The organism is Mucilaginibacter ximonensis (assembly GCF_042686265.1).
Lineage (GTDB): Bacteria > Bacteroidota > Bacteroidia > Sphingobacteriales > Sphingobacteriaceae > Mucilaginibacter > Mucilaginibacter ximonensis.
The window spans coordinates 424,980-450,975 of the sequence record NZ_JBHUPD010000003.1 but is presented as its reverse complement, the minus strand read 5'-3'; the positions used below and the strand labels follow the sequence as shown (position 1 = coordinate 450,975).

The window sequence follows — 25,996 nt, the reverse complement described above, 5'->3', positions numbered from 1 at the left end:
GTTGTTTAGCTTTATCCTTAAACCGTATCTTTATACCATGATCATTCATCAGTTTTACGACAAGGGCCTGGCCCATGCGTCGTACGCCATTATCAGAGATAACAAGATGGTCGTGATTGACCCATCGCGCGATCCACAGCCATATTATGACTTTGCAATTTTGCACGAGGCAGACATTGTGGGCATTATTGAAACTCATCCACATGCCGATTTTGTAAGCTCACATCTTGAAATACACCAAACCACCGGTGCAACCATTTATTGCAGTAAACTGGTTGGTGCGCTATACCCACATCAAAGTTTTGATGATGGCGACGTAATTAGTCTGGCCGATATTAAGCTAACGGCCATTAATACGCCTGGACACTCTCCTGATTCTATCTGTGTTTTATTAAAGGATGAAGATGACAGAGCCACCGCCTTATTCACTGGCGACACTTTATTTGTTGGCGATGTGGGCCGCCCGGATTTGCGCGAAGATGCAGGTAACATTACTGCTAAAAAAGAAGAGCTGGCGGCGCAGCTGTTTGATTCGCTGCGCGATAAACTGATGCATTTGCCCCAGCATGTTACCGTATACCCTGCCCATGGCCCAGGCTCGCTGTGTGGTAAAACTACCAGCCCTGATCTGCAAACCACGGTGGGCCGCGAACTGAAGGAAAACCACATGTTACAGATAGCCGACAAAAGTGAATTCATCAAAGTACTCCTCGCCGACCAGCCGTTTGTACCGCATTACTTTGGTTTTGATGTAGATATGAATAAACAAGGCGCACCGGCTTTTATACCGAGCGTTGAAGCTGTACAAATAACCGGCGCAGATGATATTCAAAAAGACGCTTTAATTATTGACACACGTAAAAAAGAAGCTTTCAGAGCAGGGCACCTTCAGGGCGCCATAAATTTGCAGGATGCGGAGAAATTTGAGACATGGCTTGGCTCGGTGGTTGAACCCTATGAGTCTTTTTATTTATTGGCCGACAGCACCGATGCTTTAGAAATCGCCATAAAAAAGGCGGCCAAGATAGGTTACGAGCAAAAGATCAAAGCAGGCGTTGTTTCCAATGAGGGCAATGTTCAGTCGGACAATTTTGAGCTGAACGATTTCAAAGCCAACCCAGACAAATTTACTATTGTAGATGTACGGAACCATGGCGAGGTTAATCATGGAAAGATATTTGCCGACGCATTAACAATCCCGCTGCCCGAGTTAAGGAAACGCCTGCACGAAATCCCGACAGGGAAACCTATCGTGGTTCACTGCGCAGCTGGTTATCGCTCGGCCGCTGCCAGCAGCATAATTGCCGCCAGAATAAGTTCGACCCCGGTTTATGACCTTAGCGATACGATCACTCAATTCTCAAATTCATGACCGGCGATTTGCAAATAGTTACCACTGCTGATGGCTCGAAAACCATTTTCAACCCGTTGGTTGGTGAAAATTATCATTCTAAACATGGCGCTCTGCAAGAAAGTAAGCACGTTTTCCTGAATGCAGGTTTGTTATACTTCCTGGAGCAAAGCCAATCACAGTCAGCGTCGATATTAGAGGTTGGTTTTGGCACCGGATTAAATTTTTTGTTAACAGCCGACTATTGCATTGAACACCAGATCAAATTAAATTACACAGGCATCGAAGCTTATCCGCTTACCTTTGAATTCATTAACAATACCGGATACAACGAATATGCATCGCCGGAAACCTGGCAGCAAATGCTCGGCAATTATCAAACGACACTCCAGCAACCGGTAGATCTGAATGAATATTGCAGATTACACGTCGCGAATACGCAATTACTCGAATTTGAATCGGCGCAAAAGTTTGATGTGATTTACTTTGATGCTTTTGCCGCTATCCATCAACCTGAAATGTGGGGCGAAGAAGCGATAAGCCATACCGTAAAATTCATGAAGCCGGGCAGTGTGTTTGTAACCTATGCCATTACCGGAAATCTGAAACGCATACTAAAAAGCCTGGGACTAACGATACAGAAAATTCCGGGAGCGCCGGGCAAAAGGGAAATGTTACGCGCTGTTCTGTAGGTCACTAAAAATCCGCACATTTGCATATCTGCACATTTACACATCTATCATGGCTTTAACTCCACCTGCATACGCATCCACCCCTGCAACAGCTTTTGAACGCCTGTTAACCATAATGGACGACCTGCGCCTAAACTGCCCGTGGGATAAAAAACAAACTCTTGAGAGTTTAAGACATCTTACCATCGAGGAAGTTTATGAGCTTTCAGATTCGATATTGGCCGCCGATATGCCCGAGATTAAAAAGGAGCTTGGTGACATTATGCTGCATCTGGTATTTTACGCCAGAATTGCGTCTGAAACTAACAACTTCAATATTACCGATGTATTAAACGGTATTTGCGAAAAGCTGATTAACCGCCACCCGCATATTTATGGCGATGTTAATGTGAACGACGAGAATGATGTAAAACGCAACTGGGAGCAGATCAAACTCAAAGAAGGCAACAAGTCGGTTTTGGGCGGTGTACCTGTGTCATTGCCTGCGCTGGTTAAAGCATCGCGCATTCAGGAGAAAGCCCGCGGTGTCGGGTTCGACTGGGAAGAGAAAAGCCAGGTTTGGGCCAAAGTTGAAGAGGAAATGCAGGAGTTCAGAAATGAATTTAATGCCGAAGATGAAACAACCATCGACCATGAACGTGCCGAAAGCGAGTTTGGCGATCTGCTTTTCTCTTTGATCAATTATGCCCGTTTCATTAACATCAATCCAGAGGATGCACTGGAAAAAACCAACCGCAAATTCATCAAACGCTTTCAGTATCTGGAAAATAAAGCTGCCGAAAACGGCAAGCAACTGCATGATATGAGTTTGGATGAGATGGATGTATTCTGGAACGAAGCAAAGAAACTATAATCCTATTTGTACTGTATGGCCTTCACCGGCGATATTTTTGATACCAACATTGAAGGAATCAACAGTACCAATAAGCAAATAATCATCGTACCGATATTTAATCCCACCACATCATACCAGGTTAATTTTATCGGCACAAATGGCATGTAGTATGACGAGGCATCAAGTTTAAAGATATGTGTCTTATATTGCAGCAAACTTAAACCTAAACCCAGCACATTACCTAAAATCAATCCGATACCAATGATTAAAGCAGCATTGTACAAAAATATGCGCTGTATGTTCCAGTTGGTGGCGCCCATAGCTTTAAAGATCCCGATCATCGAAGTACGCTCCAAAATCATAATAAGCAAGGCCGAAATCATATTGATAACAGAGACAGCAAGCATTAGCACAAGCATTACGCGGGCGTTAACATCCAGCAATGGCAGCCATTCAAATATAATCGGGAAGTTTTCAAACACCGTGGTATATTTCAATCTTGGCGGCAGGTTATTGTCAATAAAGCGGCCGGTTTCCTCGATCTTGCTAAAATCAGCAACACGTATCTGGTAACCACCAATTTCGTCTTGTCGCCAATCGTTTAAACGGCGAATGAGTGCTATATCCCCTATCACGTAAATCTTATCAATATCTTCAATACTGGTGTCGAAAATTCCTACAACCTTAAAAGGCCGGCGTCTCAATGGCTCCTGTACAAAGTACATCATCAGGTTATCACCCAGCTTCAACTTTAACCGGTTAGCCAGCGTCTGCGATATCATGAGTTCCTGCTTTGACCTGGTAGTATCAGAAAAGTCGACCACGCGGCCTGCCATCAAATTAGCCTTCAAAAAAGCCCAATTATAGTTTTTATCGACCCCTTTTAGCAGTACACCCTCAATCTCATTATTGGCTTTGATAATGCCGGGTTTAGTAGCAAAGGGAGCCGCATATTCTACAAGTTTTGAATGTTTAACTTTACTTTCAAAGGTATCAGCTTTAATAAACGGGGAGTTTTCATATGAAGCATTCAGATCATATTTTACAACCTTTATATCGCCATCAAAACCACGCACTTTTTCTAAAATCTGGGCTTTAAAACCCCGAATAATAGCAAGCGAAAGAATCATAATACCAAGCCCCAGCATTATACCCGCAATGGCTATGCGCACAATCAATTTAGAGAAAGTGCGTTTAGACTTAAAAGAAATGCGGCTGGCTATAAATGATGCGAAACTCAAGGCAGTATTTGTTTTCGTAAATAGCAAATATGCGTTTTTAACGCCTAATATTGTATTTTAATTTAAGAGAGATCAATATTTATGACGACCATAAAAACTTTGTCCCTGTATGTACTGATAACGGCCAGTTTAGCCCTTAACACCTTTGGCAAACCCGTTGCTCCCCGAACACTAAACCGTCGCAACGTTTTGCCCACGATATTGACCGGCGCCGATCAAACCCAACTTTACCTAAACTACCTGAAAGGCAAAAATATTGGCATGGTGGTTAATCCCACGTCAATCATCGGCAAAAACAAAACGTCATTAGTTGATAGCCTGCTGAAACTCGGTATCAATATCAAAAAAGTTTACGGGCCAGAACATGGCTTTAGGGGCGACGCCAGTAACGGCGCAAAAATAGATGATGCAGTCGATGCTAAGACAGGCCTGCCGGTAATATCGCTTTACGGAAAACATTACAAACCAACTCCTGCTGACCTTAATGGCATCGACCTGCTTATATTTGACATACAAGATGTAGGCGTCAGATTTTACACCTACATTTCTACCCTCCATTATGTCATGGAAGCTTGCGCCGAAAACAATATCGAGCTTATGGTTCTTGATCGCCCTAACCCAAACGGAACTATTATCGACGGGCCAATTCTGGACACTGCATTCCGCTCTTTTGTGGGTATGCATCAAATACCAATTGCTCATGGCATGACCATTGGCGAGTATGCACAAATGATTAACGGCGAACATTGGCTAAAAAATGGTATACAATGCAAACTGCGGATTATTAAAATGGCTAACTATAAGCACGCTTTTACCTATACTTTACCAGTTAATCCATCGCCTAATTTAAATACCGCGCAATCAATTTTATTATACCCCAGTGTATGCCTATTTGAGGGCACCACATTGAGTTTGGGCCGCGGTACGCTGTTACCTTTTTTACAAGTGGGGCACCCCTTACTGAAAGGTAAATATAGCTTTTCGTTTAAGCCCGTGAGCATTCCGGGTATGAGCGAAGATCCACCGCAAAAAAACCAGATTTGTTATGGTATCAATCTAAAAAACTATGATACTAATATCATTAAAAACAGTGGACACATTAACCTTTTATGGTTAATCGAGCTTTACAAAGCTTTCCCGGATAAGGCGCATTTCTTTAATGCCTACTTCACCAAACTAGCCGGCACAGACCGGCTTCAAAAACAAATTGAGGCAGGCATGACAGAGGCACAAATACGCAGGAGTTGGGAGCCCGGGTTAGCTAAATTTAAGGCCACGCGTCACAAATATTTGCTATATCAATAATCAGTCTTAGCGGACCGTTATTAATTAAGTAATTTTTGCTGATTTGGCTTCAAAACACCTTAACTTGTCAGATTTAATACCGATATTATCAGCATGAAACTTGTATTTATGGGAACGCCGCAATTCGCTGTGGCATCGTTAGATGAATTGATAAAATCAGGCTCAGAAATTGTAGGTGTAATAACCGCACCGGACAAGCCTGCCGGTCGCGGTCAAAAAATAAGCGAGTCGGCAGTAAAACAATATGCTGTAGCAAGCGGACTACGTGTTTTGCAACCCACCAATTTAAAGGACCCCGAGTTTCTGGCCGAACTAAGATCGCTCGATGCCGACCTGCAAGTAGTAGTAGCTTTCAGAATGCTGCCTGAAGAGGTCTGGAACATGCCTGACAAAGGTACAATCAATCTGCATGCCTCGTTATTACCCAATTATCGCGGCGCGGCCCCTATTAATTGGGCTATTATTAACGGCGAAAAAGAAAGCGGCGTAACCACCTTCTTTTTAAAACAAGAAATTGATACAGGTAACGTATTATTTACTGAAAAGGTTACTTTAACCGGCCACGAAACAGCCGGCGAACTGCATGACCGGCTAATGTATAAAGGCGCAGGCTTACTGGTAAAAACAGTAAAGGCTGTTGAGAGCGGACGATACAATGAACATCCGCAGGCGATATTAGCGGCTGAAAATTCAGAACTAAAAACTGCCCCGAAAATTTACAAAGACGATTGCAAAATAAACTGGAATAGGCCGGTAGTTGATATCTATAATTTTATTCGCGGTTTAAGCCCCGTGCCTACTGCTTTTACTGAACTAAACGGCAAAACCTTTAAAATATACAAAGCCGACTACCAGGAAACTGAACCTGGTATACAGCCAGGCGCCTTCATAACCGACAACAAATCGCACCTGAAATTTGCCGCACAAGATGGCTTTATCAATGTTACGGATGTACAGCAGGAAGGCAAAAAACGCATGGAAATTACTGAATTTTTGCGTGGGGTGAAGTTGTAACACGAGAATCTAATTCTATTCAATATTTGTCATTTCGAGCGGAGCGAGAAATCTACACATATGCTTATAACTGCGCGTGTATGGATTTCCCCCTTTGGTCAAAATGACATTTTTTTTAATTAGATTTATGAGAATATGTTAGCCAGACACATAAGATTCTTCGCTATCGCTCAGAATGACAGGGAGGTAATCAGAACAACAGGCTAATATAAGTCGATCAGAGTTTATTCAGCTCATCCATCAGTTGCTTGCTTATTTTATTAAAGTACCGCCGAATGCCATATCCCATAACCCCTTGAATACCTTTGCTGGCATTGGTTAGAAAAACCTCATCGGCTTCGTACAAAATTTCAGGGTTGATCTGAGCTTCGGTTATCCCGATATTATTTTTCCTGGCGATATCAATGATCACTTGACGCATTACACCTTCTACACAACCCTCGCTTAAAGCCGGAGTATACAAATGATCCTGGTACCACACAAAAACATTGGAGCTACTGGCCTCACATAAAAAACCATTCTGATTTACCAGAAAAACCTCGTCGAGATTGTTTTGCATTTTATATAGGCCCGCCATTACATAGGTAAGCGAGTTACAGGTTTTGATGTTCGACAAATAATTAATGGGCTTGGGCAGTTCGGTGAATACATCTGCAATTAAACCTTTTTCGTTCAAAAAATAACGTGGCTCGTCTGCCGGGATAAATTCCAGGCAATAACCCGCCTTGTTTTGCGCAGGAGCGTAAAATCCACCAGAATCACGGTAAACAGTTAAACGCAACCGGCCATGTTTAGCTTTATTGCGAATAGCAAGTTGCTCGGCTTTCTCTTTCAGAAAATAAGCATCCATTTGCGAATAGCCGTCCATTTTAAGGGCTTTCATGCCACGTTGCAGCCGGTCGGCGTGCTGTTCGGCGAATTTGAGCTCACCTTTAAGCATGCGCATGCTCTCAAACAGGCCGTCGCCGTATTTAAATGACCGATTTGCCACCGGTAGTAATTTACTCTCCGAAGGAACTATTTCTCCGTTAAAATTGATGTACAGAAGCGCCATGGTCAATTAATCGCTAATTTCACCATTTTGTGTGGCATTAGCACCAATATATTTTCGCCATTTTTGAAGCACGGCTTCAAAATCCTGTGGCATAGGCGCTTCAAAAAACATATATTTTTTGGTGGATGGATGCACAAATCCCAACGTTTGTGCATGGAGTGCCTGACGCGGCATCAACTCAAAACAATTTTCGACAAATTGTTTGTATTTACTGTAAACAGCGCCCTTCAAAATTTTGTCACCACCGTAAGTAGCATCACTAAACAGCGGGTGCCCTATATGCTTCATATGCGCACGTATCTGGTGCGTACGGCCTGTCTCTAACTGACATTCAATCAGCGTAACATAATTCAATCGCTCCAAAACTTTATAATGGGTTACAGACCATTTACCTTTTTCCTCGTCGTCATAAATAGACATAACACGGCGGTCGTTAACACTACGGCCTATATAGCCGGTCACGGTACCGTCCTCCGCCAAATCGCCCCAAACCAAAGCAATATACTTACGGGTGATGCTGTGATCAAAAAACTGGCGTGCCAGATAGGTCATGGACCGCTCGTTCTTACTGATCAATAACAAACCCGAAGTATCCTTGTCAATACGGTGCACCAAACCCGGCCGGCCATCGTTACCCGGCAGCGTGGGCAGCTGTTGAAAATGATATACAAGGGCATTTACCAGCGTCCCAGTGTAATTATTATATCCGGGGTGCACAACCATGCCGGCATCTTTGTTAACCACCAGTACATCATCATCTTCATAAACAATATTTATAGGCAGGTTTTCAGGATAAACCTCCGTGTCGCGCGGCGGGTGCGGCAAAACGATGGAAATGATATCCTGCGGCTTAACTTTATAACTGGCTTTGATTACTTTTTCATTAACCAGCACGTTGCCAGCGTCAATAGCATTTTGGATACGGCTGCGTGAAGCGTTTTCAATACGATGCATCAAAAACTTATCAATACGCAAAAGCGATTGTCCTTTGTCAACCACTACGCGCAGGTGCTCGTACAGATCCTGTTCCTCTTGTTCAAGGACATCGGTTTCATTTATCATATCTTGGACAAAAATACAGCTTTCTATTTAATTAAAAGTCCTGGCTGCGATATCACTAAAGGGCTGTAATATTGATTATTAAGAAATATATACTAACTTTAGTGGCGTTAAACCTAACATAACAAACTATATGAAAAAACTCTACTCTCTAATCACTCTTGCATGTGTAACTGCGCTGTCTTTCAATGCGCAGGCTCAATCGGACGATGGGATTTCATCGTTATTTAAAGGCGGCCCAAGCGACGTAAACAAATTGGTAAACGCTTATAGCGTATCGCTTTTCAAAGGATTTGGTAACAGCTTAAACGGCGGCTGGACCAATACCGCTAAAACGCAGCACTTCTTAGGCTTTTCTTTGAGGATAAGTGCGACAGCGTCAATGATCCCGACAAAAGATAAAACTTTTGATATCAATTCATTGGGTTTGGCTAACATCAAGCCGACAGATCCAAATCAAACTATCGCTCCAACTTTTGGTGGCGATAAAAACATGAGTACAGGTATTACATATACTGACCCAAACAACCCGTTGGCAAAGTACTCAACCACGTTGCCTAAAGGTGTTACCCAATATGTACCTGCTCCGCAAATACAATTGACAGTAGGTTTGATCAAACACACTGATCTTTCTGTACGCTTTATCCCTACAGTTAAAATAACCGATGATGTAGGTAAAGTAGGGATGTTTGGATTTGGTTTAAAGCATGATATCATACAGGACTTTGCGATAAAGGGCAAAGAGTATCCATTTGACCTGGCCATTGCTTTTGGCTACACCCGTTTGAATTATACAAAATCATTAGATGTACAGCCTGACAACGGATCGACCGTTAGCGGCAGTACAGACTTTAGCAACCAAAGGTTGGAAGGTCATTTTAATGGTATCAACGCATCATTGATATTCTCAAAGAAATTAATGTTCTTTACCCCATTTGTATCTGTGGGTTATCAAAAAAGCAATACAGATGTAACGCTTAAAGGCAACTATCCGTTTGTAACCGGCGCCACTTTGACAGGTAAACCTACTTACACATCATACGCTGACCCAATTTCAATTAGCGGCTCATATGCAGGCTTAAGTGGCACACGTGCTGATCTGGGTTTTCAGTTAAGCCTGGCATTCTTTAAAGTTTATGCCTCATATGGAGTAAGCAGCACCAGCTATAATTCATTTAACGCAGGTATAGGCTTTGGCCTTTAATAATCGGTATTGACTATCGATCTGGAAATATTTAGTCCCGTTCATCAAATCAAAAATAAGTTGTTTGATGAGCGGGATTTGTTTGTTTATACCAAACGAGACGACCTGATCCATCCGATTATTTCGGGTAATAAATGGCGTAAACTAAAATACTTGCTTCATGAAGCCCGCCTTCAGCAAAAAAAGCATCTGGTGACTTTCGGTGGTGCTTTTTCTAATCATTTATTGGCGACGGCCGCAGCAGCCGCAAAATTTGGGTTCAAGGCGACGGGCTTCGTCCGTGGCGAAGATGTTGATAATGACACTTTGTTTATATGCCGCCTGCACGGAATGAATTTGATATTTGTAGATCGCGAAAGCTATCGTGACAAGCAAGGCCTGTTTAACCGCTATTTTGGCGACGATGAGCAAGCTTACTTTATTAATGAAGGCGGAGCATCAGCCGAAGCTGTAAGAGGCTGTAGCGAACTGGTTGCCGAGTTGCCTCAAACCTACAATCACATTTTTTGCGCTGCCGGCACCGGCGCAACGGCAGCCGGCATTATTAGCGGCATTACCCAAAAACATTTAGATACCGTTTGCCACGTCATCCCGGTTTTAAAAAATGGCGGCTTTATTGGCGATGAAATAAATAAACTGCTACTCACTCCCGCTGCTTATCAACTTCACACCGAATATCACTTTGGCGGATATGGCAAAACCAAGCCCGAGCTAATCAGTTTTATAAAACAATTTGTGGCTGATACCGGAATTTTGATCGAGCCGGTTTATACCGGCAAGATGTTCTATGCCCTGTATGACCTGGTTACCAAAAACTATTTTAAACCCGGCGATAAAATCCTGGCTATTCATACCGGTGGCTTATTTGGATTATTAGGAATGAAGGATAAATTTTTAGCGTAAAGAAGACGCATCAAAAGCAGAATTCTATCAGATCAATCACAAATTTACATTCTGTTAATACATACCGATCGCGGCATTGGTATAAAAACAATGTTTAAACAATTTAAACGTTGTTTCTATCAAATCGGTTCAAAAACTGCTTTATTTCCCATTTTAGGGGCATTTTTGGTAAATTTGTTAAAAGCGTATTCCGATGTATAACTTATCTGTTGCTCCTGAAAATGTTATTAGCTCACTAAACAAACATGTTCTAGCCGATGGCTTTGATCTTACCTTTGACATGGAAAAAAGCCAGGGCGTACATATTTACGATTCAAAAAACAAACGCACCCTGCTTGACTTTTTTACCTGCTTTGCATCTGTGCCACTTGGCTACAACCATCCCAAAATGCTGAATGATGAAGCATTTAAGAAAAACCTGATGTTGGCGGCGTTGACCAATCCGTCAAACTCAGATATCTATACGGAGCAATATGCAGAGTTTGTAAAAACGTTTGAGCGCATAGGCATCCCTGATTACTTGCCGCACGCTTTTTTTATTTCAGGGGGAACTTTAGCCATCGAAAACGCACTCAAGACGGCGATGGACTGGAAGGTGCAGAAAAACTTTGCAAAAGGCTATACCGAAGAAAAGGGCTTAAAAGTTCTGCATTTTGAAAACGCTTTCCACGGCCGCTCGGGCTATACATTGAGCCTCACCAATACGCTGCCCGTAAAAACTAAATGGTACGCCAAGTTTAACTGGCCGAGGGTTTCGTTTCCTGCGATTAAATTCCCGCAAACAGAAGAGACCCTTGCCGATTTGATAGACAGAGAGAAAAAATCAATCGCCCAGATTAAACAAGCATTTTCAGACAACAAAGACGACATTTGCGCCATCATTATTGAACCTGTACAAGCTGAAGGCGGCGACAATCATGCCCGTAAAGAGTTTATGGAACAGCTTCGCGTTCTGGCCGATGAGCATGAAGCGTTATTGATCTATGATGAAGTACAGACCGGCGTAGGCTTGTCAGGCAAGTTTTGGTGCCACGATCATTTTGGAGAAAACGCCCGCCCGGATATTATTGCTTTTGGTAAAAAAATGCAAGTGTGCGGCATACTGGCCAGCAAGCGTATAGATGAAGTTGAGCACAATGTGTTTAATGTATCATCGCGCATTAACTCCACCTGGGGCGGTAGTTTGGTAGATATGGTAAGGGCGACCAAAATACTGGAGATAATTGAAGAAGATAAACTTTGCAATAAAGCCGCCGATACTGGGCAATATCTTCAACAACAACTCACAGCAATAGCTAATGAGCACACAATTATAAGCGGCGTGCGCGGCAAGGGCTTGCTGTCGTCGTTTGATTTTGCAGAAAAAGAAATCCGCGATAGGTTCATACAGAAAGGGATGGAAAAAAATGTGATGTTCCTGGGATGCGGACGCAGCACTATCCGCTTCAGGCCGGCGCTCATCATTGAAAAAAACAATATTGATGATGGCTTAAATATCCTGAGCGATATCATTAAAAAACTATCCTGAGTAATATTATTAAAAGCCACAATGTAACGTTTTCGCTACATCACGATATTTTTTTAACGTATTAAGCAATTATTTTAGGTAAACTATACTATAATCGTATGTTTGCGTTAACATCTATTATCATTATTTCCTTTAACAGAATAATATCCCCCCTTTGTGTCGTTCTGTTAGCCTTTCACCGGAAATAATATATTAACCATACCTATAATATATCATGAGCAAACCCATTGAAAAACTAAAAAAACAATTGATAGAAATATCAGAAGTTGTAAATGCGTTCAAATCAGAAGCTGTACAAGTAAAAATTGTTGATAAGCTTTTAGATGCGATGATTGAGTTTGAGAGAGGAGATGCTGAGGGGCTGGAATTTTTAAACAGAAAATCAAACAAAATAAAAAACGGCACAGAACAAGGAGCCTATAGCGCCGTTATTGGCCGCAAAAAGCCAGGAGCAACAAAAATATTAAACCAGTTGCTTACTACCGATTTCTTCGCTACACCACATTCTATATCAGCTATTGCCAATTACTGCAAAGAGCATTTTGATTCAGAATTTAAGACCTCTGAACTTTCAGGCATCCTGCTAAAATTAGCTAAAGAAAATAAACTTAAACGCCAGCGCAATAACGAGAATAATCGTTTCGAATACGTAGCAGTTTAACCAGATAACATTAATAACCATTTGTCATTCTGAGCGTAGCGAAGAATCTTATGTGCTTAGTTAGATACCCGCTTTGATAAGATTCTTCGCTACGCTCAGAATGACAACTTTTTATCTTTAATCATCAACGCAAATCAAACAAACTATCTACGCCTAAAATTTTGCGTGAAGTAAACCCCTCTGCATATTTAACATGGATGGCTTTTCCAAACTCGCGCGCTCGGCCCTCAACTACGGCTATAAACTCAGGCGATGATATGTAGGTTTGCGGCTCCTGTTCCCACTCAGGGTTGTGAAATTGCGATTGATACGCGAAAATACTTTCCAGTTTTTTGTCCCAATACTCGGTGATATCAATTACAATATCGGGCTGTATGTACATGTCCTGAATGAAATGTAACAGCAAGTTTGCGCGCCATGGCTCTTGTTGCCCGCCTTCTAACGATGTTTCGATTTTCCGAAGCCCGGACAAGAAAGCTGCATCTGAAACCAATTGGCAAGCACGGCCATGATCAGGATGACGATCATAATAAGCGTTGGTAATAATGATCTCTGGCTGAAACTTACGTATAGCTTCAATCACCTTTAACTGGTATTGCCTGGTATTCTCGAAAAAACCGTCAGGAATAGCCAGATTTTCACGTACAGCCAAGCCCAATATATCTGCGGCAGTCGCTGCTTCCCTATCACGTTGTTCGGCCGAACCGCGGGTACCTAATTCACCCCGGGTTAAGTCAACTATACCTACCTTTTTACCTAAGGCAATATGTTTCAAAATGGTTCCTGAGCAGCCCAGCTCGGCATCGTCAGGATGGACGGCTAAAACCAGTATATCTAATTTAAGCATGTTTTTTTGTAAGATGTTTATTGATCGTCTGCCAACAATTGGCTTATTTTCGTTTTAATTTTCGGCGACGTAGGTTTGGTAAATGGCAAATAAAAATCTACCACTTCGCCCTTCCGGTTAATCAGGAATTTATGAAAGTTCCAACGCGGTTTTGAGCTTAGCCGGCCATTTAGTTTTTTATCGGCAAAGAATTTATAAAGCGGGTGCGCCTGAGCACCTTTTACGGTTATCTTATCAAAAACCGGAAAGTTGGATCCGTAGTTTTCGCAAAACGTGGCTATAGCATCACCTTGCAACGGTTCCTGCCCTCCAAAATCGTTTGAGGGGAAAGCCAGTATTTCAAAATCCTGCCCAATAAATTCGTTTTTCAGGGCCGCCAAATCTTTTAATTGCGGCGTAAAACCACATTCAGACGCGGTATTAACAATCATCAACACCTTATTTTTATAGTCTGACAAGCTGAATTCATCGCCCGATATCTGATGGGCTTTAAATGTATAGATGGTCTTATCGCTCATTATTATTGATACGGAGACTTGTAAGAATCGTAATTATATTCCTGCAATATCGTTTCTATATCCCGTTGTTCTTCGCGATCGTAGGTTTCCTTTAAGTTATGGCCAAACAGGCCGGCCAGCATTTGCATGGAAAACGCAGTAATGGTTCCCTTCAGTTCTTTTACCACAGCATAAGTAGTCACATCTGTTTCCCGGTTAATCAGTTTAATCAGAATCTCGCCCTGACTAATTGTCAGGTTTTTAATATCCCGGTTAAACATGTCTTTAATTTCATGATTACAGGTTTCTATAAGTTGTTTCTGTTTGTCCTTGTCGCCTGTAAGGGCCAGGTCGCGCTGCAATTTACGATACCTGTCGCCGGCAAAATGGGCATAAGGAATAACTTTGCTTACGTTATAGCGCAACAGGTTAAAAGCTTTACGGTCGGCATCGGTTTTAAAAATGCGGCCTGCACGTATCACCACCTCGTTGGTAACCACCCATGGCACCATTTCGCCATCAAGCAAAGTCAAATAGGTTTTTATGGTATCATTTTTGCCAATAACAGGGTAAGGAGGATGCGCAGATTGGGCGTTAACTTTACCCATCAGGCAGCAAAACACTACTAAAAGCCCGAATAATTTCATAAATTTACCTAGTGCAAAATTAATGCAATTTTTTTTGGCATGTCATAATAACACGCAATTTAATAATTTATTGCGTGTTTATGATATAGCTAACACAACCTTGTAAATGAAAGAATTAGTAATTGATCTGGAAGCTGAGAAGACCGAGATATTGAAACGATACCGGGCGCTGCTGCGTGCATCTAAATCGACCCTGCAAAAGGGCGATAAACGCATGATACGCAAGGCTTTTGATATGGCTTTAGAGAGCCACAAAGATATGCGGCGCAAAAGCGGCGAGCCCTATATATACCATCCAATTGCCGTTGCGCAGATAGCTGCAGAAGAGATTGGTTTAGGCACTACTTCAATTGTATGCGCTTTACTGCATGATGTTGTTGAGGACACCGACGTAACGCTGGACGAAATTGAACAGGAGTTTGGCAAAAAAGTTGCCAAAATTATTGACGGATTGACTAAAATATCTGGCGTATTTGATACGAATAGCTCTTTACAAGCCGAAAATTTTAGAAAAATGCTGCTTACCCTGGCCGATGACGTTAGGGTAATATTAATCAAACTTGCCGACCGGCTGCATAATATGCGTACGCTGGAGTCAATGCCGCGTGACAAACAGCTTAAAATATCGTCTGAAACCGTTTACCTGTACGCACCGTTGGCTCACCGTTTAGGTTTATATGCTATAAAATCTGAAATGGAAGACCTGTCTATGAAATACATGGAGCGGGAAACTTACCAGTTCATCAAAAATAAACTGAACGAAAAAAAGGCCGAACGCGAGAAGTTTATCCGCGATTTTATTGAGCCGGTTAAAAAAGTGTTATTAAATCAGGGTTTAGATGCCGACGTATTTGGCAGGCCAAAATCTATACACTCAATCTGGAACAAGATGAAGAAAAAGTCGGTTCCGTTTGAAGAGGTGTATGATCTTTTCGCTATCCGTGTCATATTGGATAGCCCACCGGAAAATGAAAAAGCCGACTGCTGGAAAGCTTACTCTATAGTTACTGATCTTTATCGCCCTAACCCCGACCGTCTGCGCGACTGGATCTCATCGCCAAAGGCAAATGGTTACGAATCGCTGCACACTACAGTTATGGGGCCGCGCGGCCAATGGGTTGAGGTGCAGATACGCACCAAACGCATGAATGAGATTGCCGAAAAGGGTTTCGCAGCACACTGGAAATATAAAGAATCGTCAACCGACAGCGGCCTCGACCAATGGGTACAAAAGGTGCGGGATATGTTGAAAAACCCAGACTCAAACGCACTGGAGTTTCTGGATGATTTTAAAATGAATTTATTCTCTGACGAGATATTCATTTTTACGCCGAAAGGCGCCTTGATCCAGTTGCCCTTGAATGCTACCGCGCTTGACTTTGCTTTTGAGATACATACCGACGTTGGGGCCAGTTGTATAGGCGCCAAAGTAAATCATAAACTGGTGCCTTTGAGTTACAAGCTGCAAAACGGCGACCAGGTTGAAGTGATTACTTCAAGCAAACAGATACCAAAAGAAGATTGGTTAAACTTTGTGGTTACCGCAAAGGCCAAGTCCAAAATTAAATCTGCGCTAAAAGAAGAAAAACGTAAGATTGCTGAGGATGGTAAAGAAATCCTGGAGCGTAAACTGAAAGCCCTGAAGATCACTTACAATTCAGAAAACCTTCACAAGATCAGTTATTTCTTCAAGCTGCAATCTACACAAGACCTTTTCTTTAATGTTGCTAAGGGCTTGATCGACATGAAAGATCTTAAGGAGTACCAACTATCTGAAAAGGCAGTTGAAAACAAACCTCAGGATCGCATTGATAACGAGCAACTACAGGGTCTGCTGCGCAATATCAAAGCTAAGGACAGCGATATATTGCTGATTGGCGAGGATATGCAGAAGATTGACTATAAACTGGCAAATTGCTGTAACCCTATTCCGGGCGATGACGTTTTTGGTTTTATTACCGTAAACGACGGCATCAAGATACATCGTACCAACTGCCCTAACGCGGCTAAGTTAATGGCCAACTACGGTTACCGGGTGGTTAAAGCCCGTTGGACCAACCAGCAGGAACTGGCTTTCCTTACCGGATTGCGTATTACAGGTATTGATGATGTTGGCTTGATTAACCGGCTAACCACAGTTATATCAAACGACTTTAAAGTTAACATGCGTTCAATTACCGTAGATAGCGATAATGGTATTTTTGAGGGGTCAATCATGGTGTATGTAAATGACACACAACATTTGGATAACCTGATCAAAAAACTTAAAACAGTAAACGGTGTAACTGCAGTTACCCGCTTCGATGCGATAGAAAAAGCGTCCTGACGGGTTGATCAGTGACTGGTTGATTAGGTGATTGGTTTGTCATAACTCAATAAACTCTATCAACAAAATCAACTAAAAACATTACTTTTGATACTTCAATAAAATACTATGTCCCAACAGGAAACTATAGATATGGTAAAAAAGATTTTCGAGGCTTACCTTGAAAATAAGGCGTTACGTAAAACCCCTGAACGCTTTGCCATTCTGGAAGAAATATATTCACGTAATGACCATTTTGATGTGGAATCATTGTATATCCACATGAAAAATAAAAAGTATCGCGTTAGCCGTGCTACTGTTTATAACACGCTTGAACTACTGGTATCATGCGATTTGGTGACCAAACACCAATTTGGTAAAAACATGGCCCAATTCGAGAAATCTTACGGTTATAAGCAGCACGACCACATTATCTGCCTTGACTGTGGCAAGGTGGTTGAGTTCTGCGATCCGCGTATCCAGCAGATTCAAAGTATGATGGGTGGGCTGTTAAAATTCGACATCAAGCACCACTCGTTGAATCTTTATGGTAATTGTGAAAAACTAAAAGAGGGTTTTTGCGATAGAAAAGTATAAATTCGCCCCCTTGTTAGTAAATATTTCAAAAATATAATGGCTGTTGACGTATTATTAGGCCTCCAGTGGGGCGACGAAGGAAAAGGAAAAATTGTTGACGTACTAAGCGCAGGTTATGACCTGATTGCACGTTTCCAGGGCGGCCCCAATGCAGGTCATACTTTGGAGTTTGACGGCAAAAAGTTCGTATTAAATACCATCCCTTCGGGAATATTTTTTGACAATACCGTAAACCTGATTGGTAACGGTGTTGTGATTGACCCAATAACACTTAAACGTGAAATTGACAAGTTAAAAGATGCCGGCCATGACCTGTTGGCTAAAGGCAACTTACTCATCGCTAAAAAAGCACATCTTATTTTACCTACTCACCAATTGCTTGACGCTGCTAACGAAAAGAAAATGGGCGAAGGCAAAATTGGTTCGACACTTAAAGGTATAGGCCCAACTTATATGGACAAAACCGGCAGGAACGGTTTACGTGTGGGCGACATCACTTTACCTGACTTTAAAGATCGCTATAAAAAACTGGTTGAAAAGCACGTATCAATGCTGCACCAGCTATATGGTGAAGTTGCCGATTTCAGCGAACGCGAGGCAGCTTTCTTTGAAGCCATTGAACTAATCAGCAAATTCAAGCTGGTTGATTCTGAACATTTTGTAAATGACTACCTGAAAAAAGGCAAAAAAATATTAGCCGAAGGTGCACAAGGCACCATGCTGGATATAGACTTTGGTTCATACCCATTTGTTACTTCGTCAAATACTACCACCGCAGGCGCTTGTACCGGTTTGGGTATTGCCCCATCGACCATAGGCGATGTGATAGGTATTTTTAAAGCATATTGTACCCGCGTTGGTGGCGGCCCCTTCCCTACCGAGTTGAACGACGAAACCGGCGAAGAACTGCGCAAAATAGGTCACGAGTTTGGTGCTACTACCGGTCGCCCACGCCGTACAGGCTGGATCGATCTACCTGCGTTAAAATATGCTATTATGCTGAACGGGGTTACCCAAATGGTAATGACAAAGGCTGATGTTTTAAGTGGATTTGATAAAATCTACGCTTGCACACACTATACTTATTTAGGCGAAACTATTGACTATATGCCATACGACCTCGTTTCAGTTGATGCTGTGCCCGTACTGAAAGAAATTGACGGCTGGAACGAAGATTTGACCGGTATTACCGAAACCTCTCAGATTCCCGCTAAACTACAGTCATATATCGACTACCTGGAGCAGGAGCTTGGCGTACCGATCAAATGGTTGTCGGTAGGTCCGGATAGGAAACAGACTTTAACACTGCATTAATAAAAAGTCCCGGCCCGCCGGGACTTTTCTTTTTTACTTAAATTTACCTTGTGATTCTGCAAATAACTGACCTCAACTTATTCAAGCAAAAAGCCCTGAAATGGGCGGCAAGGTTTGATGCGTGTAGTTATCTGGATTCCAACAACTTTAACGACCCTTATTCGAAGTTTGATACGCTGATCACAGCCGGCATTCATGATAGCATTACTGCGCATACGGGCTGTGCTTTTGCCGAACTGGAAACCTTCAGAACAAAATATCCCGAATGGCTGACCGGCTTTTTGAGCTACGACCTGAAAAACGAAGTTGAACTGCTATCATCTGAAAACCCGGACCAGCTTAACTTTCCTGATCTGTTTTTCTTTGCACCAAAAAATATTATCATTTTAAACAACGGCTTAGTTGAAATTATTGCTGATGACGCACAAGCTGTGTTAGATGATATAAATGCCGAGGTTTTAACAGACTATGAGCCGCGAACACTCAACTTGCAAGCCCGTTTTAGCAAAGCTGATTATGTAACCACGGTTAACCAAATCAAAGACCACATTAGCCGCGGCGATATTTATGTAACCAATTTCTGCCAGGAATTTTTTGCCAGTGACGCCAACATAGATCCCGTGGCTACGTTTTTACAGCTTAACCGAATATCCCCCACCCCTTTTGGCACCTTTTATAAGTGGATGGATAATTACATTCTCTGCGCCTCACCCGAGCGTTTTCTGGCAAAACGTGGCAACAAGCTGATATCGCAACCTATTAAAGGTACGGCTAAACGCGGCGAGACAGCCGAAGAAGACGAAGCTATTAAAGCGCAATTGCGCAACCATACCAAAGAGCTACAGGAAAATGTCATGATTGTTGATTTGGTACGGAATGACCTGACGCATTCGGCAAAACCCGGCACTGTAAAAACTGAAGAGCTATTTGGCGTTTACACATTTAAACAGGTACATCAAATGATATCGACGGTGGTTTGCGAATTAAGTGATGATATCAGCCCCGTCGAAGCCATCCGCAATACTTTTCCGATGGGTAGCATGACAGGGGCGCCCAAAATACGTTCGATGCAACTGATGGATAAGTATGAGCGAAGTAAACGCGGTATCTACTCAGGTGCAATAGGCTACTTTAGCCCCAATAATGATTTTGATTTTAATGTAGTGATACGCACGTTGCTATACAACCGCAGTAACAAGTACCTCTCATTCACTACCGGAAGCGCTATTACCTACCACGCCGACGCAGAACGTGAATATGACGAATGCCTGCTTAAGGCAAAGGCCATTTTACAGGTTTTGGGGCAATCTTTAGCTTAGAACCCTTGCGCAGGTTGATATCGGTTCCGCGCTTCCAAATCGCCCCATCAGAATATCGTAGGTAAAACCGGAGATTGACCTTTTCAAAATTAATATGGAAAGGCTACTTTATACCCAAACTGAGGTATTGTTAAACATAAAGCCAACCATACTTACCGGGGCTTTGCCTTGCCATAAATCAATTTCAGTATCTACGGGTTAATAAGGCAAAAGCACATCTTGATCAACCTCATAGTTGATCATTATTAATTTATGCCATTGTGCCTTTAAAAAAACAGGGTTGTGCGAAGCTTACCTTTTGTAGTATTTCATCGCTTCAGGTATCAACTGCTCAATGGCGGCAATCCGGGTAGCGTCTGCCGGGTGGGTACTTAAAAACTCAGGCTGCGCGCCGCCTTTATTTTGGGCTTGCATGCGTTTCCAAAAGGCGATAGCCTCATGTGGATCATACCCGGCCATGGCCATAAAAGTTAAGCCTAAGCGGTCGGCTTCTGACTCCTGATCTCTGGAATATTTTAGTAAAGCTAATTGTCCGCCAATACCATAAGCCTGGTTAACTATCGCTTGGGTAGTTTGCGATTGTCCGCCGATAGCAGCACCTACCGCTGCTCCGCCGGCCTGTGCTGCCAATTGCTGCGACATTCGCTCGGCCGCGTGGCGGGCTATGGCATGACCTATCTCGTGACCCATTACAGTTGCTAAACCGGCATCATTTTGGGTTACCGGTAATATACCGCTGTAAACCGCAACTTTGCCACCCGGCATGCACCAGGCATTTATCTCGCTGCTTTGAATCAAATTAAACTCCCATTTAAATTGATATTGACTGGCGTAGCCGTTTTGTTGCAGATAACGCTCAATAGCTGCTGATAGTTGTCCACCTATTCTTTTAACACGTTGTGCATCCGTGCCGCTGGCAATAACTTTAGTTTTAGGGTCAGACAACAATTGCGAGTAACTTGCTGCCGCTGCTTGATTAATTTGGCTGTCGCCAACCAAGCTCAACTGCTTGCGGCCGGTTAAGGGTACAGTAGCGCATGAATATATAACTGAAAAAAATAATACGAATAATAATAGTGGTTTTGCGGTTTTCATAATAGTTTAGTTAGGTTAATACTATTATTGAACATAACATAAATAAGACCGAAATGTTTAAGCTTGCTTCTTTTTGAAGAGGTTCACTTTACTTTCGGTACCGCGAATTAAACGCTCTATGTTTTTTTGGTGGGTAACCAAAATAAGCAGGAACATACACATACCATATATTACTACCGAACGGTTGCTTGGAAAGATGAAGGTTACGCCAATTAAATATGTAAAACCGGCCAAAATCGAACCTAAGGATACATATCTGAAAATTAATAATACAATAATAAATACAACCACACAAAGTAGTGCTGCGTGCAAATGTATGGCCAGAACCATACCCAATAGCGTCGCTATGCCCTTACCCCCTCTAAAACCTGCGAAGATTGGGAACAAATGTCCCATTACTGCTGCGATGCCCAGCGCTAAGGCATAATTGGTATATGAAGTTGAGTGTACGCCACCCGTAGTAGTAACGCCAATAAAATAAGCCAGGTTAGTCGCAGTAAATCCTTTTAAAATATCGAGCAACATTACGGGTATGCCGGCTTTTTTACCCAGCACCCTGAATGTATTAGTAGCCCCTGCGTTGCCGCTGCCGTATTCGCGTACGTCAATCCCATAAAACGCCATACCTATCCAAACTGCCGTAGGGATAGAGCCAAATAAGTAAGCAAGTATAAGCGCTGAAATTGAATAAGGGGTTATCATATCAACGCAATATTAAAAATTGATGAGCGTACTAACAAGTTTATTCATACTTAGCGTAAGAGGGTTAAACTGGGGAAATTGTTTTAAATGCGCTTACTTAACCGCTTTTAAACTCAGATCCAGGCATTTGACCGAATGCGTAAGCGCACCTATAGAAACATAGTCTACTCCGCAATTTGCATATTCACGCACATTGTCCACCGTTATACCGCCCGATGCCTCGGTGATATAACGTCCTTCAATAATATTTACCGCTTGTTTCAAATCGGCAAAATTGAAATTATCTAACAGAATACGGTCGACCCCGCCGGCAGCAATTACTTCGTCCAGTTCTTCCTGGTTACGCACTTCAATCTCTATTGCCAGTTTTTTACCCGTTTTTTCAATGTACTGGTGTGCGTTCTCAATAGCACGGGCAATACCACCCGAATAATCCACGTGATTATCTTTGATCAATATCATATCATATAAGCCAAAACGGTGATTTACGCCGCCGCCTATACGCACCGCCCATTTTTCCAGATAACGCATACCCGGCGTAGTTTTACGCGTATCCAAAACCTGGGTATTGGTACCTTTCAATAAATCGACGATATGGTTAGTATTAGTAGCAATGCCAGACATGCGCTGCATACAGTTAAGCACCAAACGCTCGGCTGTCAATATGCTGATTACATCACCTTCAACCTCCAATACAACGTCCTTAGGTTTAACCACGGTGCCGTCTTTGATAAAAATATTTACGCTAAGAGCTTTATCTACGCGATGAAAAATATACTGGGCCAGTTCTACGCCCGCTATAATGCCGTTGTCTTTTACCAATAACCTGGCTTTGCCGGTAGTGCCCGGCGGAATGGTAGCCAGCGATGTATGGTCGCCATCGCCAACATCCTCTTTTAAGGCGTTGTCAATAAACGGTTGTACTAGTTCTATATCCAAAATCAGTTATTTTTTAGAAGGTTCAAAAGTAGTAACATTTTTTGGGTTGTGATAGTTTTTGGTGGCACAATCCCTTATTAAACTATCTAAATTTGCCTTATCAGGCATCATTAAAAAAAACATTGCCGTTGACTAAAGTCAACGGCAATGAAGAATATCATTTCTCTAAACATATTAATATCCTTCAATTAATTAGCCAAAGCCTCAATAACCGCATTACGCGCGTCAGCATTACCAAGGTTGCCACCCAGGTGCCCTGCATCATTGTCAATCTTAATCAGCCTAGCATTGGCTGCCTTCGCAAAGTCAATACAAGGTTTTGGGTTGACAATATGGTCTTGCAGGCAAGTTATAATTATCATTTTGGCTTTAACGTGCTTTGCAGTTTCTTCAAACGATCCGCCAAATGCTTTGGTAATATCAAATTCTGACAAGGCGTTTGATTGATACCAGGTATCGTTCCAGTCGCTATGTTGTTGCGCCTCCACATCCTTTAGCCATTTTGAAAAGTCATCATGCGGATGAGCACGGACCTTTTCAGTTGGTGTGGTGAGCAACATCTCCCAAAACATGTTAATAATGGTGATTTTAGGATTAACAGTATAATTACCGTGGTTATACTCCGGATCATTTTCCAGCAGGCGACGATAAATTTCGCCGCGCATATTGTCATAACTGGTAAATTGTGGTGTACCAACTATGGGTATGAGGTAATCCATAAAGTCCGGGTAGCTTACCGCCCATTGAAACGTTTGTATCCCGCCCATTGAAATGCCCATTACCACTTTTACATGTTTAATCCCCAGATTCTTGGTCAACAGCATATGCTGGCTCTCAATCATATCCGCAGCAGTAAACACCGGAAAATTACGACCATGCTGCGTTTTACTGTTTGAGGGCGATGAAGAAACACCATCAGCCAAAGCATCGATGATAATGAGGCAATAGCGCGTGGTATCGATAGCGCTAAAATTTGCAGGATTCACAATATCTCGGGACACCCCACCAAACCAGGTCAGGAATATTACGGCGTTGCTTTTACCGGCGTTTAGTTTGCCAAACATGCGGTAGCCTACTTTGCAATCTTTTATTGTTCCGCCTGCTACTTTGAAGTCGCCGATATTGGCTATTTGTTGGCGATCGGCCTTGTGGGTTTGGCCAAAACTTAAAGTGCCCCAAAACAAAAGCACCGTCAATAATAACTTTTTCATGGTTAGGTATAATTGAATAAACTAAGCTATATAAAAGAAATTATAATCTATCCTATGTGGCGGTTATATTTGCGTCGTGGAAAATAAGAAGAAACTTGCATTAATTATATTGGACGGCTGGGGTTACGGCCGCAATGATGAGTCGAACGCTATTTTAGCAGCTAAGACACCTTTTTTTGACTCTTTGCTGGAGAAATATCCGCACTCAAAACTGGAAGCATCTGGTATGGCCGTTGGTTTGCCTGACGGGCAGATGGGCAACTCAGAAGTAGGGCATATGAATCTGGGTGCCGGCCGTACCGTTTACCAGGAACTTGGCCGCATCAACAAAGCTGTTGATGACAATGAACTGGTGACTAACGAGGTGCTTAAAGGCGCTTTCGACTACGCTAAACAAAACAATAAAGACGTGCACTTTATCGGCCTGGTATCAGACGGTGGCGTGCACTCACATATCAAACACCTGAAGGGCCTGTGCGATGCCGCGGTAACTTCTGGCCTGAGCAATGTTTTTGTTCATGCTTTTTTGGATGGCCGCGACACTGACCCCAAATCGGGCTTAGGTTTTATTACTGAGCTGGAAAACCACATTGAAAATACGCCGGTTAAATTAGCATCGGCTATTGGTCGTTATTACGCAATGGACCGCGATAACCGCTGGGAACGCGTTAAACAAGCTTATGACGTAATGGTTAACGGCATTGGCGAGCCAACTGACAGCGTAACACAGGCTATTAAAGAATCATACTTAAAAGATGTTACTGACGAATTTATGCCGCCGATTGTTAAGGTCGATGGCGAGGGTAAACCAACCGCTGTAATTAAGGACGGCGATGTGGTGATCTGCTTTAATTTCCGTACAGACCGTGGTCGCGAAATTACCGTTGCGTTAACTCAAAAAGCTTTCCCTGAGTATAACCTGCATCCGCTTAAATTGTACTACGTAACCATGACTACTTATGACGAAACTTTTAAAGACGTTAAAGTGGTGTTTACTAAAGAGGATCTGACCAAAACCCTGGGCGAAATTATCCAGGATGCAGGCAAAAACCAGATACGTATTGCAGAGACAGAAAAATACCCGCACGTTACTTTCTTCTTCTCAGGTGGTCGCGAAAAAGAGTTTGATAACGAGAAAAGACTTATGGTACCATCGCCAAAAGTTGCTACTTACGACTTACAGCCTGAAATGAGTGCCGAAGGTATCCGTGATGCCATTGTACCCGAACTGCAAAGCGGCTGGGCAGATTTGATTATTCTTAACTTTGCCAACACCGATATGGTGGGTCACACAGGTGTTTTTAGCGCCGTTGTTAAAGCTGCCGAAACGGCCGACCGGTGCACACAGGATGTGGTAGAAGCTGGTTTAGCCAATGGTTACTCTTTTATTATCCTTGCCGACCACGGGAATGCCGATTATATGATAAACGACGACGGTACGCCAAACACAGCCCACACTACTAACCTGGTGCCATGTATAGTGATTGACAAGGACGTTACTTCGGTAAAAGATGGCAAATTAGGTGATGTCGCCCCTACTATTTTGCACATTTTGGGTGTTGAGATACCTAAAGAAATGGGCGGTAACGTATTAGTATAAAACACCTTAATAATACACTTGTCATTCTGAGCGTAGCGAAGAATCTTATATAAGCGATTAGCAAATCGAATAAGAT

The 25,996-nt window shown here is 42.6% G+C and carries 24 protein-coding genes; 14 read left to right on the top strand and 10 right to left on the bottom strand.

The annotated features are described in order from the left end of the window. Positions 1-37 precede the first annotated feature (37 nt). The 3 genes from ACFS5N_RS15965 to mazG are packed head-to-tail and all read left to right on the top strand — an operon-like array spanning position 38 to position 2,896. The gene (locus ACFS5N_RS15965) at positions 38-1,372 is read left to right on the top strand and encodes an MBL fold metallo-hydrolase (protein WP_377187763.1); all 1,335 of its coding nucleotides are present in this window, start codon (positions 38-40) and stop codon (positions 1,370-1,372) included. After that, positions 1,369-2,043, top strand: a complete 675-nt coding sequence (mnmD, locus tag ACFS5N_RS15960) for a tRNA (5-methylaminomethyl-2-thiouridine)(34)-methyltransferase MnmD (RefSeq protein ID WP_377187760.1) — start codon at positions 1,369-1,371, stop codon at positions 2,041-2,043. The genes ACFS5N_RS15965 and mnmD overlap by 4 nt, the downstream gene beginning before the upstream one ends. Positions 2,044-2,092: 49 nt before the next feature. After that, the gene (gene mazG / locus ACFS5N_RS15955) at positions 2,093-2,896 is read left to right on the top strand and encodes a nucleoside triphosphate pyrophosphohydrolase (RefSeq protein WP_377187757.1); all 804 of its coding nucleotides are present in this window, start codon (positions 2,093-2,095) and stop codon (positions 2,894-2,896) included. Between the two features lie 2 nt (positions 2,897-2,898). Here the strand turns inward: mazG and ACFS5N_RS15950 are convergent, their stop codons facing one another. Then, positions 2,899-4,119, bottom strand: coding sequence for an ABC transporter permease (locus tag ACFS5N_RS15950; protein WP_377187754.1), 1,221 nt, complete (start codon positions 4,117-4,119; stop codon positions 2,899-2,901). Positions 4,120-4,200: 81 nt separating this feature from the next. On the opposite strand from ACFS5N_RS15950, the gene ACFS5N_RS15945 reads away from it, so the two are divergent. Next, positions 4,201-5,424, top strand: coding sequence for an exo-beta-N-acetylmuramidase NamZ family protein (locus tag ACFS5N_RS15945; protein ID WP_377187752.1), 1,224 nt, complete (start codon positions 4,201-4,203; stop codon positions 5,422-5,424). Between the two features lie 93 nt (positions 5,425-5,517). After that, complete coding sequence (fmt, locus tag ACFS5N_RS15940; RefSeq protein WP_377187749.1) at positions 5,518-6,438, top strand: methionyl-tRNA formyltransferase; 921 nt, start codon at positions 5,518-5,520, stop codon at positions 6,436-6,438. Between the two features lie 217 nt (positions 6,439-6,655). Here fmt and ACFS5N_RS15935 read toward each other — a convergent pair whose 3' ends face one another. Together ACFS5N_RS15935 and ACFS5N_RS15930 are read right to left on the bottom strand one after the other, a co-directional pair. Continuing rightward, positions 6,656-7,492, bottom strand: a complete 837-nt coding sequence (locus tag ACFS5N_RS15935) for an aminotransferase class IV (protein ID WP_377187747.1) — start codon at positions 7,490-7,492, stop codon at positions 6,656-6,658. 6 nt (positions 7,493-7,498) lie between these two features. Beyond that, entirely contained in the window at positions 7,499-8,554 is a 1,056-nt protein-coding gene (locus tag ACFS5N_RS15930) for an RluA family pseudouridine synthase (protein ID WP_377187744.1), read from the bottom strand. A 130-nt stretch (positions 8,555-8,684) separates the two neighbouring features. Between ACFS5N_RS15930 and ACFS5N_RS15925 the strand changes: the two genes are divergently transcribed. From ACFS5N_RS15925 to ACFS5N_RS15910, 4 genes are all read left to right on the top strand, one after another. Further along, positions 8,685-9,755: a DUF6588 family protein gene (locus tag ACFS5N_RS15925; protein WP_377187741.1), complete on the top strand. Its 1,071-nt coding sequence runs from the start codon at positions 8,685-8,687 to the stop codon at positions 9,753-9,755. A gap of 9 nt (positions 9,756-9,764) precedes the next feature. Beyond that, positions 9,765-10,658, top strand: coding sequence for a 1-aminocyclopropane-1-carboxylate deaminase/D-cysteine desulfhydrase (locus ACFS5N_RS15920; RefSeq protein ID WP_377187739.1), 894 nt, complete (start codon positions 9,765-9,767; stop codon positions 10,656-10,658). A 193-nt stretch (positions 10,659-10,851) separates the two neighbouring features. After that, positions 10,852-12,186 (top strand): L-lysine 6-transaminase, encoded by a 1,335-nt coding sequence (lat, locus tag ACFS5N_RS15915; RefSeq protein WP_377187736.1) that lies wholly within the window; start codon positions 10,852-10,854, stop codon positions 12,184-12,186. Between the two features lie 214 nt (positions 12,187-12,400). Beyond that, positions 12,401-12,847 (top strand): hypothetical protein, encoded by a 447-nt coding sequence (locus ACFS5N_RS15910; RefSeq protein WP_377187733.1) that lies wholly within the window; start codon positions 12,401-12,403, stop codon positions 12,845-12,847. A gap of 124 nt (positions 12,848-12,971) precedes the next feature. On the opposite strand, the gene bshB1 is transcribed toward ACFS5N_RS15910, so the two are convergent. Genes bshB1 through ACFS5N_RS15895 form a run of 3 tightly spaced genes read right to left on the bottom strand, consistent with a single transcriptional unit; the run spans position 12,972 to position 14,838 of the window. Further along, positions 12,972-13,694, bottom strand: coding sequence for a bacillithiol biosynthesis deacetylase BshB1 (bshB1, locus tag ACFS5N_RS15905; protein WP_377187730.1), 723 nt, complete (start codon positions 13,692-13,694; stop codon positions 12,972-12,974). Between the two features lie 17 nt (positions 13,695-13,711). Then, a complete protein-coding gene (locus ACFS5N_RS15900) occupies positions 13,712-14,212 on the bottom strand; it encodes a glutathione peroxidase (protein ID WP_377187727.1) in 501 nt (166 codons plus the stop codon). 2 nt (positions 14,213-14,214) lie between these two features. Next, positions 14,215-14,838 (bottom strand): DUF4294 domain-containing protein, encoded by a 624-nt coding sequence (locus tag ACFS5N_RS15895; RefSeq protein WP_377187724.1) that lies wholly within the window; start codon positions 14,836-14,838, stop codon positions 14,215-14,217. A 106-nt stretch (positions 14,839-14,944) separates the two neighbouring features. Here ACFS5N_RS15895 and ACFS5N_RS15890 point away from each other — a divergent pair, with 106 nt between their 5' ends. The 4 genes from ACFS5N_RS15890 (at position 14,945) to ACFS5N_RS15875 (ending at position 20,373) form a co-directional block, all read left to right on the top strand. Then, the gene (locus tag ACFS5N_RS15890) at positions 14,945-17,164 is read left to right on the top strand and encodes a RelA/SpoT family protein (RefSeq protein WP_377187721.1); all 2,220 of its coding nucleotides are present in this window, start codon (positions 14,945-14,947) and stop codon (positions 17,162-17,164) included. Positions 17,165-17,272: 108 nt separating this feature from the next. Next, positions 17,273-17,740 (top strand): Fur family transcriptional regulator, encoded by a 468-nt coding sequence (locus ACFS5N_RS15885; RefSeq protein WP_377187718.1) that lies wholly within the window; start codon positions 17,273-17,275, stop codon positions 17,738-17,740. Positions 17,741-17,776: 36 nt separating this feature from the next. Beyond that, the gene (locus ACFS5N_RS15880; RefSeq protein WP_377187715.1) at positions 17,777-19,054 is read left to right on the top strand and encodes an adenylosuccinate synthase; all 1,278 of its coding nucleotides are present in this window, start codon (positions 17,777-17,779) and stop codon (positions 19,052-19,054) included. A gap of 50 nt (positions 19,055-19,104) precedes the next feature. Further along, a complete protein-coding gene (locus tag ACFS5N_RS15875) occupies positions 19,105-20,373 on the top strand; it encodes an anthranilate synthase component I family protein (protein WP_377187713.1) in 1,269 nt (422 codons plus the stop codon). A 291-nt stretch (positions 20,374-20,664) separates the two neighbouring features. Here ACFS5N_RS15875 and ACFS5N_RS15870 read toward each other — a convergent pair whose 3' ends face one another. The 4 genes from ACFS5N_RS15870 to ACFS5N_RS15855 all read right to left on the bottom strand — a co-directional run bounded on the left by ACFS5N_RS15870 (position 20,665) and on the right by ACFS5N_RS15855 (position 24,320). Further along, on the bottom strand, positions 20,665-21,468 hold the full coding sequence (locus tag ACFS5N_RS15870) for a M48 family metallopeptidase (RefSeq protein WP_377187710.1): 804 nt from the start codon (positions 21,466-21,468) through the stop codon (positions 20,665-20,667). Between the two features lie 57 nt (positions 21,469-21,525). Further along, positions 21,526-22,170 (bottom strand): glycerol-3-phosphate 1-O-acyltransferase PlsY, encoded by a 645-nt coding sequence (gene plsY, locus ACFS5N_RS15865; RefSeq protein WP_377187706.1) that lies wholly within the window; start codon positions 22,168-22,170, stop codon positions 21,526-21,528. A gap of 93 nt (positions 22,171-22,263) precedes the next feature. Beyond that, entirely contained in the window at positions 22,264-23,109 is an 846-nt protein-coding gene (gene nadC / locus ACFS5N_RS15860; protein WP_377187702.1) for a carboxylating nicotinate-nucleotide diphosphorylase, read from the bottom strand. A gap of 188 nt (positions 23,110-23,297) precedes the next feature. Then, positions 23,298-24,320, bottom strand: a complete 1,023-nt coding sequence (locus ACFS5N_RS15855) for an alpha/beta fold hydrolase (protein ID WP_377187700.1) — start codon at positions 24,318-24,320, stop codon at positions 23,298-23,300. Positions 24,321-24,396: 76 nt separating this feature from the next. Between ACFS5N_RS15855 and gpmI the strand changes: the two genes are divergently transcribed. Further along, on the top strand, positions 24,397-25,920 hold the full coding sequence (gpmI, locus tag ACFS5N_RS15850) for a 2,3-bisphosphoglycerate-independent phosphoglycerate mutase (RefSeq protein WP_377187697.1): 1,524 nt from the start codon (positions 24,397-24,399) through the stop codon (positions 25,918-25,920). The last annotated feature ends 76 nt before the right edge of the window (positions 25,921-25,996 follow it).

Bases quoted from the DNA above. Each gene is read 5' to 3' on its own strand.
- ACFS5N_RS15965 (WP_377187763.1), top strand. From the start codon at position 38: ATGATCATTCATCAGTTTTACGACAAGGGCCTGGCCCATGCGTCGTAC.
- mnmD (WP_377187760.1), top strand. From the start codon at position 1,369: ATGACCGGCGATTTGCAAATAGTTACCACTGCTGATGGCTCGAAAACC.
- mazG (WP_377187757.1), top strand. From the start codon at position 2,093: ATGGCTTTAACTCCACCTGCATACGCATCCACCCCTGCAACAGCTTTT.
- ACFS5N_RS15945 (WP_377187752.1), top strand. From the start codon at position 4,201: ATGACGACCATAAAAACTTTGTCCCTGTATGTACTGATAACGGCCAGT.
- fmt (WP_377187749.1), top strand. From the start codon at position 5,518: ATGAAACTTGTATTTATGGGAACGCCGCAATTCGCTGTGGCATCGTTA.
- ACFS5N_RS15935 (WP_377187747.1), bottom strand. From the start codon at position 7,492: ATGGCGCTTCTGTACATCAATTTTAACGGAGAAATAGTTCCTTCGGAG.
- ACFS5N_RS15930 (WP_377187744.1), bottom strand. From the start codon at position 8,554: ATGATAAATGAAACCGATGTCCTTGAACAAGAGGAACAGGATCTGTAC.
- ACFS5N_RS15925 (WP_377187741.1), top strand. From the start codon at position 8,685: ATGAAAAAACTCTACTCTCTAATCACTCTTGCATGTGTAACTGCGCTG.
- lat (WP_377187736.1), top strand. From the start codon at position 10,852: ATGTATAACTTATCTGTTGCTCCTGAAAATGTTATTAGCTCACTAAAC.
- ACFS5N_RS15910 (WP_377187733.1), top strand. From the start codon at position 12,401: ATGAGCAAACCCATTGAAAAACTAAAAAAACAATTGATAGAAATATCA.
- bshB1 (WP_377187730.1), bottom strand. From the start codon at position 13,694: ATGCTTAAATTAGATATACTGGTTTTAGCCGTCCATCCTGACGATGCC.
- ACFS5N_RS15900 (WP_377187727.1), bottom strand. From the start codon at position 14,212: ATGAGCGATAAGACCATCTATACATTTAAAGCCCATCAGATATCGGGC.
- ACFS5N_RS15895 (WP_377187724.1), bottom strand. From the start codon at position 14,838: ATGAAATTATTCGGGCTTTTAGTAGTGTTTTGCTGCCTGATGGGTAAA.
- ACFS5N_RS15890 (WP_377187721.1), top strand. From the start codon at position 14,945: ATGAAAGAATTAGTAATTGATCTGGAAGCTGAGAAGACCGAGATATTG.
- ACFS5N_RS15885 (WP_377187718.1), top strand. From the start codon at position 17,273: ATGTCCCAACAGGAAACTATAGATATGGTAAAAAAGATTTTCGAGGCT.
- ACFS5N_RS15880 (WP_377187715.1), top strand. From the start codon at position 17,777: ATGGCTGTTGACGTATTATTAGGCCTCCAGTGGGGCGACGAAGGAAAA.
- ACFS5N_RS15870 (WP_377187710.1), bottom strand. From the start codon at position 21,468: ATGAAAACCGCAAAACCACTATTATTATTCGTATTATTTTTTTCAGTT.
- plsY (WP_377187706.1), bottom strand. From the start codon at position 22,170: ATGATAACCCCTTATTCAATTTCAGCGCTTATACTTGCTTACTTATTT.
- ACFS5N_RS15855 (WP_377187700.1), bottom strand. From the start codon at position 24,320: ATGAAAAAGTTATTATTGACGGTGCTTTTGTTTTGGGGCACTTTAAGT.